The organism is Candidatus Nitrosocosmicus franklandus, from assembly GCF_900696045.1.
Lineage (GTDB): Archaea > Thermoproteota > Nitrososphaeria > Nitrososphaerales > Nitrososphaeraceae > Nitrosocosmicus > Nitrosocosmicus franklandus_A.
Map to the genome: position 1 here is coordinate 1028636 of NZ_LR216287.1, position 16688 is coordinate 1045323.

19 protein-coding genes are annotated in these 16688 nt (G+C 33.4%); 11 read left to right on the forward strand and 8 right to left on the reverse strand.

All coding sequences use genetic code 11. The features are described 5' to 3' along the window. Nucleotides 1–509: 509 nt before the first annotated feature. From NFRAN_RS04795 to NFRAN_RS04810, 4 genes are all read left to right on the forward strand, one after another. Nucleotides 510–1016, forward strand: a complete 507-nt coding sequence (locus tag NFRAN_RS04795) for a MarR family winged helix-turn-helix transcriptional regulator (protein ID WP_134483405.1) — start codon at nt 510–512, stop codon at nt 1014–1016. Nucleotides 1017–1101: 85 nt separating this feature from the next. Then, nucleotides 1102–1470 carry a hypothetical protein gene (locus tag NFRAN_RS04800; protein WP_134483407.1) on the forward strand — a complete coding sequence of 123 codons (369 nt, stop codon included), beginning with the start codon at nt 1102–1104 and terminating at the stop codon, nt 1468–1470. Between the two features lie 5 nt (nt 1471–1475). After that, the gene (locus NFRAN_RS04805; protein ID WP_134483409.1) at nt 1476–2063 is read left to right on the forward strand and encodes an ester cyclase; all 588 of its coding nucleotides are present in this window, start codon (nt 1476–1478) and stop codon (nt 2061–2063) included. Between the two features lie 10 nt (nt 2064–2073). Beyond that, a complete protein-coding gene (locus tag NFRAN_RS04810; RefSeq protein ID WP_232038051.1) occupies nt 2074–2529 on the forward strand; it encodes an SgcJ/EcaC family oxidoreductase in 456 nt (151 codons plus the stop codon). A gap of 200 nt (nt 2530–2729) precedes the next feature. Here NFRAN_RS04810 and NFRAN_RS04815 read toward each other — a convergent pair whose 3' ends face one another. Together NFRAN_RS04815 and NFRAN_RS13650 are read right to left on the reverse strand one after the other, a co-directional pair. Next, nucleotides 2730–2987 (reverse strand): hypothetical protein, encoded by a 258-nt coding sequence (locus NFRAN_RS04815; protein ID WP_134483412.1) that lies wholly within the window; start codon nt 2985–2987, stop codon nt 2730–2732. 28 nt (nt 2988–3015) lie between these two features. After that, nucleotides 3016–3168 carry a hypothetical protein gene (locus NFRAN_RS13650; protein ID WP_172602128.1) on the reverse strand — a complete coding sequence of 51 codons (153 nt, stop codon included), beginning with the start codon at nt 3166–3168 and terminating at the stop codon, nt 3016–3018. Nucleotides 3169–3789: 621 nt separating this feature from the next. Here NFRAN_RS13650 and NFRAN_RS04820 point away from each other — a divergent pair. After that, nucleotides 3790–4167: a YybH family protein gene (locus tag NFRAN_RS04820; protein WP_134483414.1), complete on the forward strand. Its 378-nt coding sequence runs from the start codon at nt 3790–3792 to the stop codon at nt 4165–4167. Between the two features lie 38 nt (nt 4168–4205). Here the strand turns inward: NFRAN_RS04820 and NFRAN_RS04825 are convergent, their stop codons facing one another. From NFRAN_RS04825 to NFRAN_RS04840, 5 genes are all read right to left on the reverse strand, one after another. Continuing rightward, complete coding sequence (locus NFRAN_RS04825) at nt 4206–4817, reverse strand: DDE-type integrase/transposase/recombinase (protein WP_134483416.1); 612 nt, start codon at nt 4815–4817, stop codon at nt 4206–4208. A 474-nt stretch (nt 4818–5291) separates the two neighbouring features. Next, nucleotides 5292–5552 carry a hypothetical protein gene (locus NFRAN_RS04830; RefSeq protein WP_134483418.1) on the reverse strand — a complete coding sequence of 87 codons (261 nt, stop codon included), beginning with the start codon at nt 5550–5552 and terminating at the stop codon, nt 5292–5294. A gap of 1342 nt (nt 5553–6894) precedes the next feature. Next, nucleotides 6895–7143: a hypothetical protein gene (locus NFRAN_RS04835; RefSeq protein ID WP_134483420.1), complete on the reverse strand. Its 249-nt coding sequence runs from the start codon at nt 7141–7143 to the stop codon at nt 6895–6897. 78 nt (nt 7144–7221) lie between these two features. Further along, complete coding sequence (locus tag NFRAN_RS13655) at nt 7222–7368, reverse strand: hypothetical protein (RefSeq protein ID WP_172602129.1); 147 nt, start codon at nt 7366–7368, stop codon at nt 7222–7224. Between the two features lie 218 nt (nt 7369–7586). Next, nucleotides 7587–8159: an HdeD family acid-resistance protein gene (locus tag NFRAN_RS04840; RefSeq protein WP_134483421.1), complete on the reverse strand. Its 573-nt coding sequence runs from the start codon at nt 8157–8159 to the stop codon at nt 7587–7589. Between the two features lie 407 nt (nt 8160–8566). Here NFRAN_RS04840 and NFRAN_RS13660 point away from each other — a divergent pair, with 407 nt between their 5' ends. The 4 genes from NFRAN_RS13660 (at nt 8567) to NFRAN_RS04855 (ending at nt 13010) form a co-directional block, all read left to right on the forward strand. Then, on the forward strand, nt 8567–8719 hold the full coding sequence (locus NFRAN_RS13660) for a hypothetical protein (protein ID WP_172602130.1): 153 nt from the start codon (nt 8567–8569) through the stop codon (nt 8717–8719). Between the two features lie 1105 nt (nt 8720–9824). Next, a complete protein-coding gene (locus NFRAN_RS04845; protein WP_134483423.1) occupies nt 9825–10121 on the forward strand; it encodes a hypothetical protein in 297 nt (98 codons plus the stop codon). 672 nt (nt 10122–10793) lie between these two features. Next, nucleotides 10794–11162 carry a putative quinol monooxygenase gene (locus NFRAN_RS04850; RefSeq protein ID WP_145988026.1) on the forward strand — a complete coding sequence of 123 codons (369 nt, stop codon included), beginning with the start codon at nt 10794–10796 and terminating at the stop codon, nt 11160–11162. 891 nt (nt 11163–12053) lie between these two features. Beyond that, nucleotides 12054–13010 carry an alpha/beta fold hydrolase gene (locus NFRAN_RS04855; protein WP_172602131.1) on the forward strand — a complete coding sequence of 319 codons (957 nt, stop codon included), beginning with the start codon at nt 12054–12056 and terminating at the stop codon, nt 13008–13010. A gap of 231 nt (nt 13011–13241) precedes the next feature. Here NFRAN_RS04855 and NFRAN_RS04860 read toward each other — a convergent pair whose 3' ends face one another. Next, entirely contained in the window at nt 13242–13829 is a 588-nt protein-coding gene (locus tag NFRAN_RS04860; protein ID WP_134483429.1) for an SRPBCC domain-containing protein, read from the reverse strand. A gap of 94 nt (nt 13830–13923) precedes the next feature. On the opposite strand from NFRAN_RS04860, the gene NFRAN_RS04865 reads away from it, so the two are divergent. Together NFRAN_RS04865 and NFRAN_RS04870 are read left to right on the forward strand one after the other, a co-directional pair. Further along, a complete protein-coding gene (locus tag NFRAN_RS04865; RefSeq protein ID WP_134483431.1) occupies nt 13924–14895 on the forward strand; it encodes an AsnC family transcriptional regulator in 972 nt (323 codons plus the stop codon). 648 nt (nt 14896–15543) lie between these two features. Then, nucleotides 15544–15825, forward strand: a complete 282-nt coding sequence (locus NFRAN_RS04870; RefSeq protein ID WP_134483433.1) for a hypothetical protein — start codon at nt 15544–15546, stop codon at nt 15823–15825. The last annotated feature ends 863 nt before the right edge of the window (nt 15826–16688 follow it).

A 16688-nucleotide genomic window follows, 5' to 3' on the forward strand; every position in this document is an offset into this window, starting at 1 on the left:
GGGATAAAAGAAAAGCGAATTAAAAGTAGACGAAAAGAAAAATAAAATTCATCAGTTTGTTATTGGTAAAGAGGAAGGTTTTTGAAAGTACCGCGCATGGTTCAAATATGAGAAAGGTAAATTCACTATAAATCGCAAGCTTTGAAGGACGAAGCAAACGTACAACTTCGAATATTTTCTCTAGAAACAAAAGATGTTCAGATGTTCTCTTAAAGTCGAACTTGAGTTAACAGAGCCTGTACTAGATTATTTATACACATAGAGTACTAAAACAGATAAACTCCATTTCATAGAACGTTTGAGAACCCAACCTATACTTTACTTATTATCCCCGAGAGGAATATATATAATAAGATGCCGATATTCTGGTTTTAGATATTTTAACTAGAATTGTAGCAGCATAACATTTTCAGTATCGTAAAATATAAAAATTAATCATTATTTTAGGATCTAAAACATCAATAATTTAAAAGGTAATATATTATTAATTATATTATTAAATAAGAAGTATGGCAAAGGCAGCTAGCAAACGTAAGGAGAGAATCCAATTGCTAAACTATCTTTCTAGAGATATAAGTACGAGAACAATATTCTTTCATCAGTGGATAGCAAATTATCTTGGACTGAGCGAGATCGACCATAAATGTCTTGACATAGTATTGAGATCAGAAAAACCCCTAACAGGGAATCAGCTTGCATATGAAACAAGCCTAACGGCTGGAGCGATAACCGGCATAGTTGATAGATTAGAGAAGGCAGGATATGTGTATAGACAAAGAGATAAACAAGATAGACGCCTAGTCTATGTTATCCCCTTCAGGGAAAAGGCGTTAATGGAAATAGGTCCTCTATTTGAAATATTGCAGAAGGGTATGGATAAAATATTCTCAGATTATGACGACAAGGAATTAGACCTGATAACAGATTATCTATCAAAAACCGTTAAGGTACTTGAAGACGCTACAATACACGTACGTTCAATGGTGGAGTCAAAAAGGTTTAAACAAAAAACTTGAAAATTGAATACTCAGGCCCAAACATTAACCAATTAAATTATTTAGTAATTAAAACATTTATATAATTAATTAACTATAATATCATATGGAAAAACAATTATTAAAAAATAAGAAGATACAAGTTGTATTTGAAAGAAAGAGACATCAAGATGCATACATTGCTGAAACCACCAAGACTAAATACACGAGCAATGGCTTTTTTGACATGTTTTCAGCAGATATAAACGAGGTATACAATTGGTTTGGCAATTTTAAAGTATCAGAACTAGCTTTTACTATTAACAGCATTGTAAATACCCAGGATTTTACAAGACTATTCGTTGGCAGAAACGACGAACAAGGATTAAAGGTAGTTTTAAAACCAAATGAAGATCATTATTTAAATAAGAACATAGAATGGATAAATAGCAAGTTATGTAGTAAAGAAAATCCAATGAATATAACAAAGGAGTGAGCATAATGACAAATGTCAACATGCATAGTAATAATGACAATGTATGCGAATCTAAGATAGGAGAACAATTATCCAACATACAAAAAGTAAGACAATTGATCAAGATACTTAATACAGGAAATTTGGAAAATGTAGAGAATTTAATACATGACGAGTATTTCAATCATGAATCTCATATCGATGCATCCTCTATGCAGAGCCTTCCAGAAAACATCTCTCAACAGATTGAAAAGCGAAACAAGCTCATGGGTCCCAGCGAGTTCATTGACACGGTAAAATCATTACGAAATGCATTTACTGATCTTACATATGACGAAAAAGAAATCCACTCAGACAATAACACAGTCATAGGACGTTACACCGTCAGTGGAAAACATACTGGACAGTTTTTTATATTCCCCCCCACAGGTCACAATTTTAGATATGAGGCGGTTCATATCTATAGATTTCAGGATGGTAAGATCAGGGAACACAAAGCCGTACGTGATGATTTGTCTTTTATGTACCAACTTGGATTCATAGTTCCAACATCACAATATGAATCATTATTTAGACTGTGGAAGGGAGTTAGTAAGCGCAGAGATGACGTATAACGTGAATAATATGTCTAACAACGACGAACTTGCATTGCAGTCTCTATATAGAAAAAAAATCGAAGGATGGAATGAAGGAAACGGTCGAAAGTTTGCAGAACCATACACGGAAGATGCAGATTTTATCGGATTTGATGGTACCTACTTGTTTGGTCGTAGAGAGATTGCAGAATTTCATCAAATGCTTTTTGACAGGTTTCTAAGAGGAACTCGTTTAATAGCAAAAATTAAGAGCATTAGATTTCCGGTCTCGAATGTTGCTATCATAGTTGGAATAAGTGGAACAATCGAGGCCAATCAGAAAAGAATTAACCCTGATAGAAATTCTATACATACAATAGTTGCTATAAATAATGAACATGATGGAAAATGGGGCTTTACTACCTTCCAAAATACTAGAGCAACATATATTGGACGGCCTGAAAAAGTTTCACAATTGACTAAGGAGATCGAACAAATAGAATAAATAACCTACAGGTCGATTCAAATACCTGTAGAGAATATGCAACAATTACAAACATATCCTATGTTTTGTAGTTAATCTTCATATCCATTCGAATCTGAATAGACATGTTCTAATTTCCGTGAAACAATAATATGATCACTAGATCAATATCGAAGATGATCTAATTAGGTAAGCTTGCGAAATCAAATGATATCCTTCTTTCAAATTTCCTTTACTTTATGAGAGATTAAATCTATATCGCTGTCAGAAAATTTGAATCTGTCAACAAGTTTATGATTCTCTAAAAGATAAAAAGATAATTTCTTGTTTTGCAGTACAGGAGGTTCGACACTTGAAAATTCATCGATGAATTTTTCTCCAATGGAGGGATAGCCAAATGACATCCCCGCTATATTACGATACTTCCTATGATCATGACAGTCCTTCGGACTTGTGGGAGCCAATAAAGTAGCCAGCAAGAATAGTTATCTACCTCGGCATCAAATCCTAATATTGATACTTTCCACTTTTAGTAATTATTCCTACCCATTCAACCGATGATGAGTCATGGGTAAGAACTATTTCCGTGCGTTTAGTATGACCAGAGGTAAAGAGATATAGTTGAATTCGCTTTGTATGTTCTCCCCCATACAATTCCACTTGACGCACCATGAACTCTGGTGGAAGATAGGATAATTATGTGGTAATGATATTTTGTTCTAAGCTAGAATTTGTGATAAAGGTGAAGATTGACGATGAGCTTTCCAAACAAGTCTTTGCAATTATAATTGTATCATGAAGAAACTTCAATTGTCTAAAAGTTTCCCTGGGAGTAGCTGGCGACTTTATAACAAGATAAACTCTGTCATCCTAGTCGTTTCAGAAGATAAAATGTTAGTTTATCTTTGTTCTTGCAGGAAAAAAGAACGCCAGATAGACTTTCAAATTAAGTTATTTAAAAAGCTCTTGATATTTAATCAGCCTGATAAGTACAACTCATCTGCATAGAATTGCACTTTGTGACTATATTTTATTTTAAGATATAATAAAGTCTCAAAAGAAGCATACAAGTCCAGTATAAGGACAGGAATCAGCAATAGAACGGAGATAACGAACTAAATAGATTAGTCAGTTGTGTTATTTTATAGATTTTAGGAAAGATGGTATCCATTGAAATGCAGAAACACGTTGTCACTAGACTGATGATTTATAGAAGAACGACTATCACCTTTTACCATGAAAACAAGTTTAATTTACTGAGTTGTGAAATAAATAGGGAACATGTCCAAATTTTCTACTCCTGAAGATTTGCTCAATTCTCAAGTGAAGGAAGTCAATAAAGGAAATATAGACTTCTTGATGACATTATACGAAAACGACGTCTGCTTTGCAAATCAACCAGGTCAAGTTGTTAAAGATAAAGAACTCATCTGTAAGGCATTCCATGAATTGATTAACAAGGGAATTAAACTAGATGCAAGAGCTAAAAGGGTTTATTATGTGGACAATCTGGCTCTTTTAATAACGGAATGGTCTCTTAATGGTAGAGAGTCAGACGGTACGCCTATCAATCATACAGGTAATGGTACAATTGTTTTTCGTCGCCAGCCTGATAACACATGGTTAATGGTCATAGAGAACCCCTGGGGAACGAACTAATTTTTGAAAACAAGAAGTATTATTTCGGCCCTGTTAACTTAAGTGTAAATCACATACTTATTATGATAATCTAAAAATAGATTCAACCAATTCTGTACATGCATTAGTTTACAATTCCTCATTCTGCAAGGAAAATAGTCATCGAAACTTTCGGTTCTATCCTTTATGTATTGCATCTTTCTTTCAATCAGGCTTTTCTCTAATGAAGAATGAAGATGATGATCGAGTTTTAGGAATCGACACGCTTGAGGATACCATGTCCCGCCATCTGTAGAAACTGGATGTTTTCCATGTATCTTAATCAAACTATAAAGGAACCTCTCTGCAACAAAGATGTTTCTCTCTTTAGAGATGGATAGTGCGAGAATTTGCCTGTTTTCTGGTTCAATTGTAACCCACAACCAAATGTACTCGGGTCCAACTTTAATTAATGTCTCGTCTACGATAAATTCTGAAATCCTTTTACTTTTTGATAATATCTTTCTAGGATGGTGTTTCTGAATCCACTTCCAGATTGCAACGTGGCTTCGTCTGATTTTATGTAAGAAAAACATGGCTTTGGAAACACTTCTAGTTGACAGTCCAAGAAAGTACAAATACAAAGCACGACTAATGTCTAACGAAGATGTTCTGTTTCTTTTAACAAACATATCTGAAATAGGACATCTTCAAGCTATAGATTTTTCGTCAAGTTAACAGTGCCATCATTTCTGATTTGTTGATTCATAGTAAACGTGGCTCTTATGGTTTAGGAAAAGTAACTTTTGGAACTGAATTTATGTCGTTCTCACTCTAACTAATTTTTTAAATAAGGTACATTAAATTTCAGTATTTGTAATATAAAAACATCTAATCCAAATACAATAGGAAGACTTGCTCATTATTGACGATATAGCCAACCTACTGCATCAAGTTGTATTACTAACGTTCCTAGTGTATAGCATACGATATATTTAGGATCGTTCATGGATGATATTCTAAACTTACTTTTTTATTAACAAAACAGACTATAGATTCAATGATTAGATTGATTGTTAATATCGGATTGGATTGGATTGGATTGCTGATGTCTGTTATTTTGATAGTTTGATTACCCCATTCGAACACAGTCATTATTTATATACTTAGAATGTATCCTCAATGGAAGTGGCAGGATCATCATAGTATTTGTTTTCAGCTTCTTGCTCTGAAACATTAAATCGAACTACATAGCCATCAAAACTTTCCACTTTACCTTGTGGAATACAAAACTTCTCCTTTTCAACTATTCCTCTTTCAACAATAACATTGCCATTAGATATATCTTGGACCTCTCCAAAATCAGCATCGAAAAGTCCCCTTGCCTCTTTATTAATTGCATCATTCCAATCGATATCTGAAATCATGGTTCAATTTAATAAACATAATATATAAAGGGTAACAATTTTGTAACTTCAAATGGTAATTGTAATCCAATCAAATATATCAACAAAAAATATCCCATATTATTCCAACTTGATAATATGATTTTAGACGACCTATCCCAAAATCCAATCAACATTTGACCATGTGTTGCACGCATATATACCCAAACCTTAGTGATCCAGAAGTATTCTGCCCGTTAGAAATAATTATTCACATAATTTTAAATCATGCTGATACCACAAATTCAGAAAAAAATTATGTCAAGACAGAAACCGATTTACAACTACAACGATTCTTTTAATATCAAATTAAGCATAGGTATGAGAGATGTCAAGATCACATGTGTTTGAGTAATGTTCCTAGCTAATTTTGCAGAAGGACAAAGCATCGGTAAATCCTTTTATACCCTGCGCTATTATCCAGTACGCTTTGTTTTTATATTAATGAATGATTTGTTATGTTTGTATCAGTATAATGGTTGTTCATTATCAATGCTATTTCCGGTACTAATCCAACTTCCTAAACTAATTCAGTATTTTTCCTTACTCGCATAGAATTTAATAAACCCATTAAATGAGGCACCAGCATCCCCCATAAGTAATATGAAGGAGGAAATTATGCATATCTTCCTAGCAAGTTATGCATATTACAGATAGTCTGAGGTTTACTGATTGGAACGTGTAGTACTACCTTAACGCGTGAGTGTAGTACAATGAACTTTAGTGCGATCGCACATAACAATTAGCTGTAAATCCCAGTGAGATGAAAATCAAACGGATATACTGTGATACTGTAAGAAACGAGTATTTGAGATTTTGATCATTTATAAATGTTTCGTGGTATAGATATATTAAGGATAATTCATTAAACGATTGTGTCGCATGCGATACATTTATTTCGTGCTTGAAAAGTATATAAAAAATTATTAATTTTCCAGTGAGAGAAAGCTTTGCAATCTTTTGATTGCTGAAGCATATATTATATCATACATTAATAAGAATATAAATAAAACAAATATTTTGGTTCAGTCAAGTTTATTTGAACAATATCTTACAATTGTTCTGATATCAATCTGTTAATCTACCAGCCATTAACCGAATAGAGCTATACGATAGCAATAGTTTTCGGTTAGAATAAGGGAGTTCTGATAATAATAGGCATATACGGCAAGAAAAACATTTTAAGACAGACAAAATTGAAATTCGATGTTAAAGAACATAAATTCGATGTTGAAAAATACCGTAAATCTATATTCAATATCTAATAATAATTTTGGAGATAGATCGATATTTTATGATATAGGAAATAGGAAATAGAAAAAATCTAACTCTGAGCTGCTGCGCTGCTACCACTGTTTATTTGGCTTTGAATGTTGATGTTGTTGCCAGAGTCCACCGTATCTCTACCGGATACTGCCAAGCTGTTCTGCTCGTTTGATTGAGATTGGCTAATGATTTGTTCTGCAGAATTACCACCTTTTCCATTATCATCATCATCACCACCACCCTGTTGTGCTAATGCGTTGTTGCCAGTATTCTTTTGGTTCTGGAAGCTAAGGTTATTACATGACACAAATGTTCCACTTCCAGATATACAGAGTGCGTTTTAGACAGAAGCTTGTGATTGAGATATTGTTTGCTGAGCTACATTTCATTTTTTCTTCTTTTTAGTTGCAAATGCATCATTATCCAGAGCCACCGATGGGCTGGTGATTAATGCCAAAGCGACCACTATTGCGATCGATGCGACAATGAATTTGCTTTTGTTTTTGTTGTGAATATTTTTTGTTTTGTACATACCAGTCATTCTTTAGAAAAAATATGTGGAATTTGCTAACTAGTTGCAATACTCTAATATTCTATCAATTTTAGAATTGTTAATGTAAAGATTGAAAGTATAAGAATCCAACATCCAATAGTACTGCTGTGTAGAATTTATTTCGATAAAGATATTTTAACCGGATTTTAAGAAAGAAGAAAATAATTTCTGCAAAAATTCTTGGCCTAAAAAAAAGATTATGGTTGTTTGAATCCTTCGGTGTATGTTATCCTCCTACCTGTTACTCCGGCTACAATGATTTGAATTCCAATAACTAGTAGTGCTATTGAGATTAATAGGCCTGCTACCACAGCTCCAAGTAATGGGGAGGCAAAAATAAGTATGGATACACCAATACCAAAGATACCTGCAGCAATGCTAAAAGCCCGTGATCCTTTACCCACAGTTTTGTCACTTATACCATGAACTATTCTCGATATTCCATCAAATAACAGGGCGACGGAAATCAATATGACAACAAATAGTGCGGCATCAATTGGAAAAGCCAATGCTATAATTGCAACTATCAATACAAGAATTCCTAATCCAATTGTGCTCCATCTAGATGAACCAGATAATGGTGCAAAAATTCCAACCAATATTCGTTCAATCCCTGTAAAGAATAAAATTATGGCCAAAATATACACAACAGAGATAAAAGCAAACGCAGGAAAGAATAATGCAATAATGGAAAGTATTAGTGCAATAATTCCTAAACCTATTTGCAGTGCTCTCATCCAACTAGGCGATTTTGATTCAGATACGGTCATACTACGAAGAAGAGAACATGTGTATTTAAGGTTTATTTGTCAGGTAACAAGTTAGATTTACTTTATTTAATTATTTGGAATAATTGTAACAGTTTAAGGATTAACAAAAAAGGTTGACGATAGCACTCAAATATATTGAAGGAAAGATTGGATAATATTTGAATATATTTGAGGATTCTGACATTATTAAAAATAGTTTGTAAATACATAATCTCTTCATAGAACTCAAATTATTTTTAAACAATGGATTAAATCGTGATTGATATGAATATTTGTGGGTGTGAATTGCAAACCTGATCAGGTTAGCTCGACATGGAATGTGGCAAAAACGTTAAAATTCAGATTCACCAAATTATCATTATCATTGTGAGTATCATTAAGTTCAACATGGTGAGAATAGGGTAAGTTTGTATAAGCAACAAATTGTTATCGTCAGTGTGGACAACTCTACGATAAATAAAGAAAATTACTCGATAGCCTTTGTTCAAAAAAAATCAAATCAGCTGCGTTTGTATTTGATTCTAATGGCAAATCATCCCAAGTATCATGTATTAACCTAGTCTTGCTGAATATGGAGGCTTGTCAAAATAAGGATCTAGGATGCCCTATCATTAGTATCAAGACTCTTCGTGTAGAAGTCAATTTTATCTTCTAATATCTTATGCTCATTCCTGATATTATTAAGCGAAATAGAATCTTGTCGATTGTGCTTACGAACTCCTATCACAGGTCCGCTGCAATAATCACATATATCTAAAATTACGTCATAGTAAACCTCTTTCTGTTTGTCAAGCGTAACTATTTTTAATGGCATAATTACGATCGGTGTGTTACATATACGACACTTCATACATACTAAATAGTGATTACTGCTAATAAACCACTATAAGTACAGAATATTTCAGGTTACAATTACTTTGATTTCTATTATTACGTCTTTCAAATAATAATACCTACCATATAGACTGCGTATCAAGTTGCTGTCCATCCTATGATCAACATTTAGCAAGAATATTCGATTCAGTTGGCAGGGCAAAAGGTAAGAAGTAATACTGCTACCACCTAAGAAACTACACAAAGGAAAGAACTGTTAAATAAATATCAGTAATAAATTTCTTTGTTGGGATCAATATTCTATAGATCGTATTATTCTAATCCTGTATGCAGTTCATACCAAAATCCGAGACATATACTTGAGTAGATTGGAGACATCTAAAGCCCTTAAAACGCATCCAACCATAATACGTTAATTATTATATCAGCCCCTTTTTAAGAAAAAATTAACAATCGTAGGTAGATGGCTTTATTCGTAAACAATCTCCAGCGTAAATAATAAATTGTCAACTCTCTCTGGCAGTTAATATATAGTTTATCTTAACAGAGTATCGGTTTACTCTTGAAAAAAATCCTTTTTTAGTAACCAAAGTTTATAATAACTGAAACGTATTTTCTAGAGCATGGTATTACAAAATCCTCAGATTCTATTGTATTAGATTATGAGCCGATTTAAATCCATAACTAAGGGATTATATTATGGGGAGAGACATCATTTGACTGCATTAATTAGAATCAGGCGGACGGGGATCAGAAATAGTAAATACAAATAGAACTCCCTTATATCTAGGGGCTGCAGCATGTACCGGTATTGCAGGGATTTTGCATCTTATGTTTGTTCCAAGCTCTATTCCTGCAGGTATCCAATATACGGCGATATTTTTGATTTCGGGCCTGGCACAGCTTTTTTGGGTTTTACCAATGGCAAGAAGATGGGGCAGGATTTGGTATGTTATCGGATTTGCGGGTACGGCTGTGTTAGTGGGATTAACTGGTTATGTGATTATAGAATCGATTAAGAATCCACAGATAACGCCGCCGGGTGTACTTGAACTGGCAATTATGATAGAAATATTCCAGATATTATACGTCATAATCACTGGAATAGTCATATTTGCTAGAAGATAGTATTTGCGTATCACAAGCTGGACCAACTGATAGAATAAACATGCAAGATTGAGTTTGCAATCGTTATAATCGGTTACTTACCATCTGAAGCTTTTTTGTATAAACCAGTTGTGTTAAGGATACTTTTCCTTATATAGTATATACAACTAATTAGCATGATTTTAAATTCCTTATTTTAGCACCGGTAGGATACTTACACGCGAACACCATTCAAGAATAATGGACATTAAACAATTTGAAAACAAATCTCTGGAAATCGTTTGAATTATGAAAAAATAATAGTATTAAGATCATGCACATAAACAATAATTTTGATGTTTAATCTTTAATGATAATTCTGCTTTTCGCATTTATTTTTTTAAAAATACATACAAGTTCTTATGCCATTGTTCTTGTTTCTTCTTTACATTTTTTAGTCATCTTTTAACTGAAAAAATATTTTTCTCAAGCATCCATTCAACAATATATATAGATGCATCGTCAAGTCTAAAGCATATACCATTCTATGTTTAACAGATAAAATAGTAAATTACACAAGATAATTGAAGATACTGTTTTTTCTACACTATTTTTTATAAATGAACATAAATGTTTGGATTAAAACACCTAGTGACTAGTAAAGTGGAAAACAATAGTGGTAAACACATATACGTGCTACATAATCGGATAACTATGTCTGAATATATACGTATTAGAGCCCTATTTACCATTGAAAAAGACAATGTTGAACAATATAAAGAGCTAATGAAAGAAATGAGCAATATGGTTGAGACCCATGAACCAACTACATTAGTATATGAGGTTTATTTTAACGAAGATGGGACAAAATGTATGGTTCACGAGACATATGTAGATTCTACTGCGGTATTAGCCCATAACTTCAGCACTGCTTCAAAAACAATTCTTCCCAGAATATTCAAAATATCAAAATTGGTTTCTCTGGATGTTTATGGTAATCCCAATAGTGAATTAAAAAAGCTGTTAAAAAGATTTAATTCACAGATATTTACCTTGTATACCGGATTCGATAGGAAAAATTGAAAAGATTTTATCAATATTATGTTTTGACGAATTTCATCAAGAATATTGCATAAACACCAATAGATACTAATTAATTAAAACAATATGAATTACACTGATTATATAGATGAATCAACAATTATCCTATTCCAATTGTCTGGAATTTTTTCTGCATACAGAACAGAAGATCTTTACCATATCTGATGCCAATAGAATTTGAGTAAATACTTTGGCAATGAAACCTATAGCAAATATTATATTTCCATCTACTAGAATATTACTTATACTGGATATTTTACCATGAGAATAGAACTAGGTGTTTTCAGCATATGTAGTCCTAAGTATATTGCAACATTTATTTGTTTACATCTATAAGTGTTTCAATAAACGATCTTAGTACATCTGTTATTTTAAATGGTTACGAATTAAGATTTTTAGTGTCCTGTATAAATTTAGAAGAGTTTGATAATAAGGTTTGAGAACGTTGCCCAGTTGTATCTAAATATAAGATTATAATTCACAAGCCATATAGTGATTTGACATGATCGTATTCAAAATAATAATCACAAAAAATGAATATAGCCTTTTTAGCGCACGATCTTAAAGTGCATTTGGATTAAAAAGCATACTAAAGTTTCTCCTTAATTATTTCGATTAAGCGAAATAATCTTTGATTCGGATTGTCTGATTCATTATTCAAATTAATCCTCTAGCATTAATACTAATAATAGTAATAATCATAATATATACATTTTGTGAGTTGTATTCACATATGCAACAATAGATCTCCAATAAAGAAACTGTATTTTAATTTGTTTAGATCGTCTACTTCTCAAAGTATAAATAAGATCATTTAATATTAATAGAACGACAAGATTGAAGTTAAGAAGTCAACTTATGGGGTATTTACTAGTGGTAATAATATTACTGAATATCATGATAATTACTCAAATATTTATTATGTTACCGGCATACAGTAGCATAAATCAGGATTCTCATAATCCATTCTTAGCTGCCCCTTCGTTTAAGGCAAAAGCAACTATTTTAGACAACATGTCATCAAATTATGTTACTTTATCGGATATGATTATGGCCTATAAACAAATGGGTAATCCAGATGGCAGACCGATTATGCTGATAACAGGAGCCAGTTCTACAATGGATATGTGGAATCCATTGTTGTTGGAGGCCCTGATCTCGGCAAACTACAAAGTTATAATTTTTGAGAATCGAGGAGTTGGCGAATCTACTGCAGGGATAAAAGAGCTGTCCATTAATCAATTCGTAAACGACACCGTAGGTCTCCTTAATGCATTGGAGATAAACAAAACCGATATCTTGGGTTGGTCTATGGGAGGGTTTATTGCACAGCAACTAGCAGTAACAAATCCACAGCTAGTTGCAAATCTTATTTTGTATGCTACAAGTTGTGGAGGTTCGAATGACAGGCCAACTCCCCCTGAAATAGTAGCGATTAACAAGAATGCATCTATGTCTCAGTCACAAAAAATGCAAAAACTTGCACCCATGTTCTTTGCTCCTCCTAGTTGGTATGATGCCCACCCAGATTTCACTACCTACTTTCCTATTCCTAAGGAATATCCAATTCCACGACAAATTCACATACAACAATTAGATGCCTCATCAACTTGGGCGGGCACATGTGATGATCTTTCAACCATCACCAAACCTACATTGATCATAGTTGGAGCAAACGATGATCCAGCACCAGATTCTTTGACCTTAGCGGAGAAAATTCCAGGATCATGGCTTGTTCGTATAGAAGAGGCAGGGCATGCTTTAATGTACCAACATCCCAACGAATTCAATAAGGTATTGCTAACCTTTCTAGACATTAATAGGGAATAGCAGGCTAGAAATAACTATCACATACTCAACAAATTATAGAGCATAACGATTTTGTATATGACTAGTTATTCATCGCCAGTGTTTGAAACAACATTGAGCGCAGTAGGAACGCAACCAAATTAAATTCTTGATGGTTACAAAACTTCAAAACCAATAACGGTAATTTAATAGTAGCAAAAACTAAGAAGAAAAGGTTTTTTGAGTTAGGGTTCGCAGCGTCTGACGGTCTCCTCAGGTAGAATATAATTTTTTGACCTCTGCAGACCTTTTTACCCAGTCAGGGGGTAATCGATTGGCTAGAACGGCTTCAAGTCGATCTAGATAGGCATGCCAACCAGGAGCGAAAGCTAATGCCGTTGATTTCGTGAGGTAGCTGTGAGTTACAATAAGTATTGAATCTAAGTCGTCATTCTGCTTGATTTCCCAACGGATAACCGATTTCGGTTCCCCATTAGGAAACATTTGGTTAGGAGCAATAAACCATTCATATTCAAATACACTATAACGTTCATACACAAGAACTTTTCCAGTAACACGGGATCCGGACACAGTGTTTATAAGTTCAATAGTTCCGTCTTTGTAACCATTGAACGTTCCTTCGTAATTAGGTAACCATTTGAATACTTCATTTTTATCCGTAATTGTCTCCCAGATCCGTTCCTTTGAATGCTTAATGTTTCTTTCGAACTTTATCATTCCATACTGTTCTTCAATATATACTGTTCCCTTAGATTCGGTATTTCTTATCTCACTATTTTGTTTCTCAGTAGTAGACAATTTCTGTAGGACTTTTCTATTTGTTGTTTCAATCTCTTTCATAACCTAATATAATCTATTAAGATACTTATCTTTGGTGGAAGCATAACTCCCAAAATCGGACAACTTTATAAAGAGATATCGCAATATTTAGATAATGAATGAGGACGAAGGAACAGCGGTTCTTGATAGAACTGATCTTACTATCCTTTCAACATTAGCTAGAGACAGCAGATCCTCTTATAACAGCATAGGCTCGAGGGTTGACCTTACATCAAAAAGTGTAAAGGCGCGAGTCAAAAAGATGATACATAAGCGAGTCATAGAAAAGTTTGTAGTTAGGGTTAATCCAGCGGTTTTTGAATTTAAGGTATTTATTGTACTCGTAAGAACGAGTAATGGAATAAATAAAGACGATGTCATTAGGCGTATTAAACAACTTAGCGACATTGCATATTATGTGCATCATATGGGAAGGACTTGTGTGGCGGCTTTAATCATCAAAAAACCACTTGACGATATATTTGTTCGATCGCTAAATCGTCACTTGCTGCCAGCAACTATTGTGAGTAGCTTTGTTTTAGAAAGCCGCGTCAAACCAATTTACCTAAGTGAAACAGATTTGAGAATAATAAAGTGTTTGGTACTATCTGGTGCAAGGACGGAAATAGCAGATATTGCCAAAGAAGTTGGTATATCGGAAAAGACAACAGCTAGACGACTTGCAAGGATGAAGGATGCAAACATGTTAGATTTCTCAATCCAGTGTAGTCCACCTGTAATGATAGGATATATTCAATTCGCTATTCCTATTATCACCACAAAATCTCATCGTCAAAGAGTACTGGAGCGGATGTATTCCGAATTTCAGGAGAATATTTTATACAGCCCTAGTGTAATTGATTCGGAAGATAGACTGACTTTTGTACTATTTAGTGAAAATGTATTTACGATTGATTCGATTTTATCCAAGGTAAGTTCTTTTGAAGGGGTTAAAAGTGCGGATGTATATATTCTTACAAAATGGCAATATTACGATGATTGGATAATAAGAGAAATTAACAACAGGATTTCACTACGACAACCACTTTTATATGGATCTATTAAAATTAATAATGTCATAAATTAAGAGGTTTTCAACCATTCAGATTTAGCTTTTTATAATAATATTGATAAAGTAATAAAACGGATATGCAATAGTTTTATTTAACTGAAACTTTAGATTTAAAAAAGATAGAACGTTCTGAACTAGCTTTGAGCTGCTACGTTGTTACCAAGATTTTCTTTGTTTACGAAGTTTCTTCCATATTCAAGTATTTTTAGTGTAATGTATTTTTGCTTTATTGATACTTTTGATGACATAGAAAAAATAAAGGGATTTGTTAACTACTCGCAAAACTCTATAAAGTACTTTTTAGTTCTAAACCAAGAAATCCCAAACTAGTAGAATCCTATGACATTGAACAGAAAGACGAATTCATCGCTTTGATAAATCATATTTCTGCTTATTATCAGATAGTTTGGAAATAAGTTAGGAACATGCATGGTGTGAGAGGTCAAGTCTCAGTGGGTAATAGGATTTTACTTAAGTTGATGATTTTGATAAAATATGCCTTTTAATCCCTAATATTAGGGGTTTACAGAGGGTATTTAAATAGGCATGTTGACAGTTTGTAGATAATACTTGGGAATTGAGGTATCAAATTTGCCTTGGTTGAATATGTCTATACAATACTGCTGTTAGACATTTAAAACCCATGTTCTAAATCAAGTTTATATGGATTTTGAATTTTCACCCAAATGGCTTGCTGTGCTTTTTGTCATAGCTGGTGTAGTGGTAGTTTTTATGCTTATGGGCGGTTCATTAACACAACTATTTAGTTCGAGTACACAAGAGAGCGTTCTGGTTCAAATAAAGCAAGGAAATACATGTGTGATAGAAGCCTCAGATGGAATTCCACGTACTATAGACAATTGTCCATATCAACTAGGTGACAATATCACAATAAGTTACAAGCAGGGATTGCCCTCATTGGAAGGTCATCAACTTGCACAGTAATTAGAAACCGGCAGAATTTATTTTTCCTTTCCCCAGAAGATACTTTCTCAATGAGGATTTTCAATTTCAGTACTGTGATCCTTTTCAATCAAAAAGGATCACAGTACTGATTTGATTAGGATTGTAGAATCTTTGTTGTATAGACTATTTCTTTTTCACATCGTGAGACAAAAAGGAAAATAAAAAGAGAAGAAATCATCTCAAATTCTAAACTAACAATATCAACAGTACACGAGATAACCTTTGCAAGATGTCAATGAATAGACTCACCACTTTTCATATGTTGGAGTATGATCATGATGCTGTTGTCTAGCAAGCGAATAATTACTAGGATTAAAATAAACTGACTCACCATCATTTAGAAATGGACAACCACTGGGAGCTTAAATTTAATGCCGTTTCCCTCATATTTCATATTTCTAGTAAGGTGGATATCTCGATCAATCAAAGTTGTTGATGAGCATACAAGTAGATCCAGCACATAGCTTTGAATTTGAAGGCTGGGAGGCTGGTAGATCAGCATTTCCATCATCGTAAACAAAGGAGTATTTATCCCTACCCACTAATTCTTCTCTATAGCAACAAATCAAATAATCAAACAAAAATGAACGGTTAATAAGTAACAAAAAATGTAAACATAGGTTTTTCTGAACTATGTGTCAGAAGTCCTGTATTGTGAATCCATATTATAGTTCAGATACAAAGTTGATAATTAAAAGATCTCAATTCCTTCATGTCCTAAACCTGTTCCTCATCATATTATAAAGGAGATTTTGTATGCTTAGATAATAACAGCATCAGCATGATCATTCATCATCAGCATGATCATTCATCATCATCGTAATAGCATTGCAATAGTATCA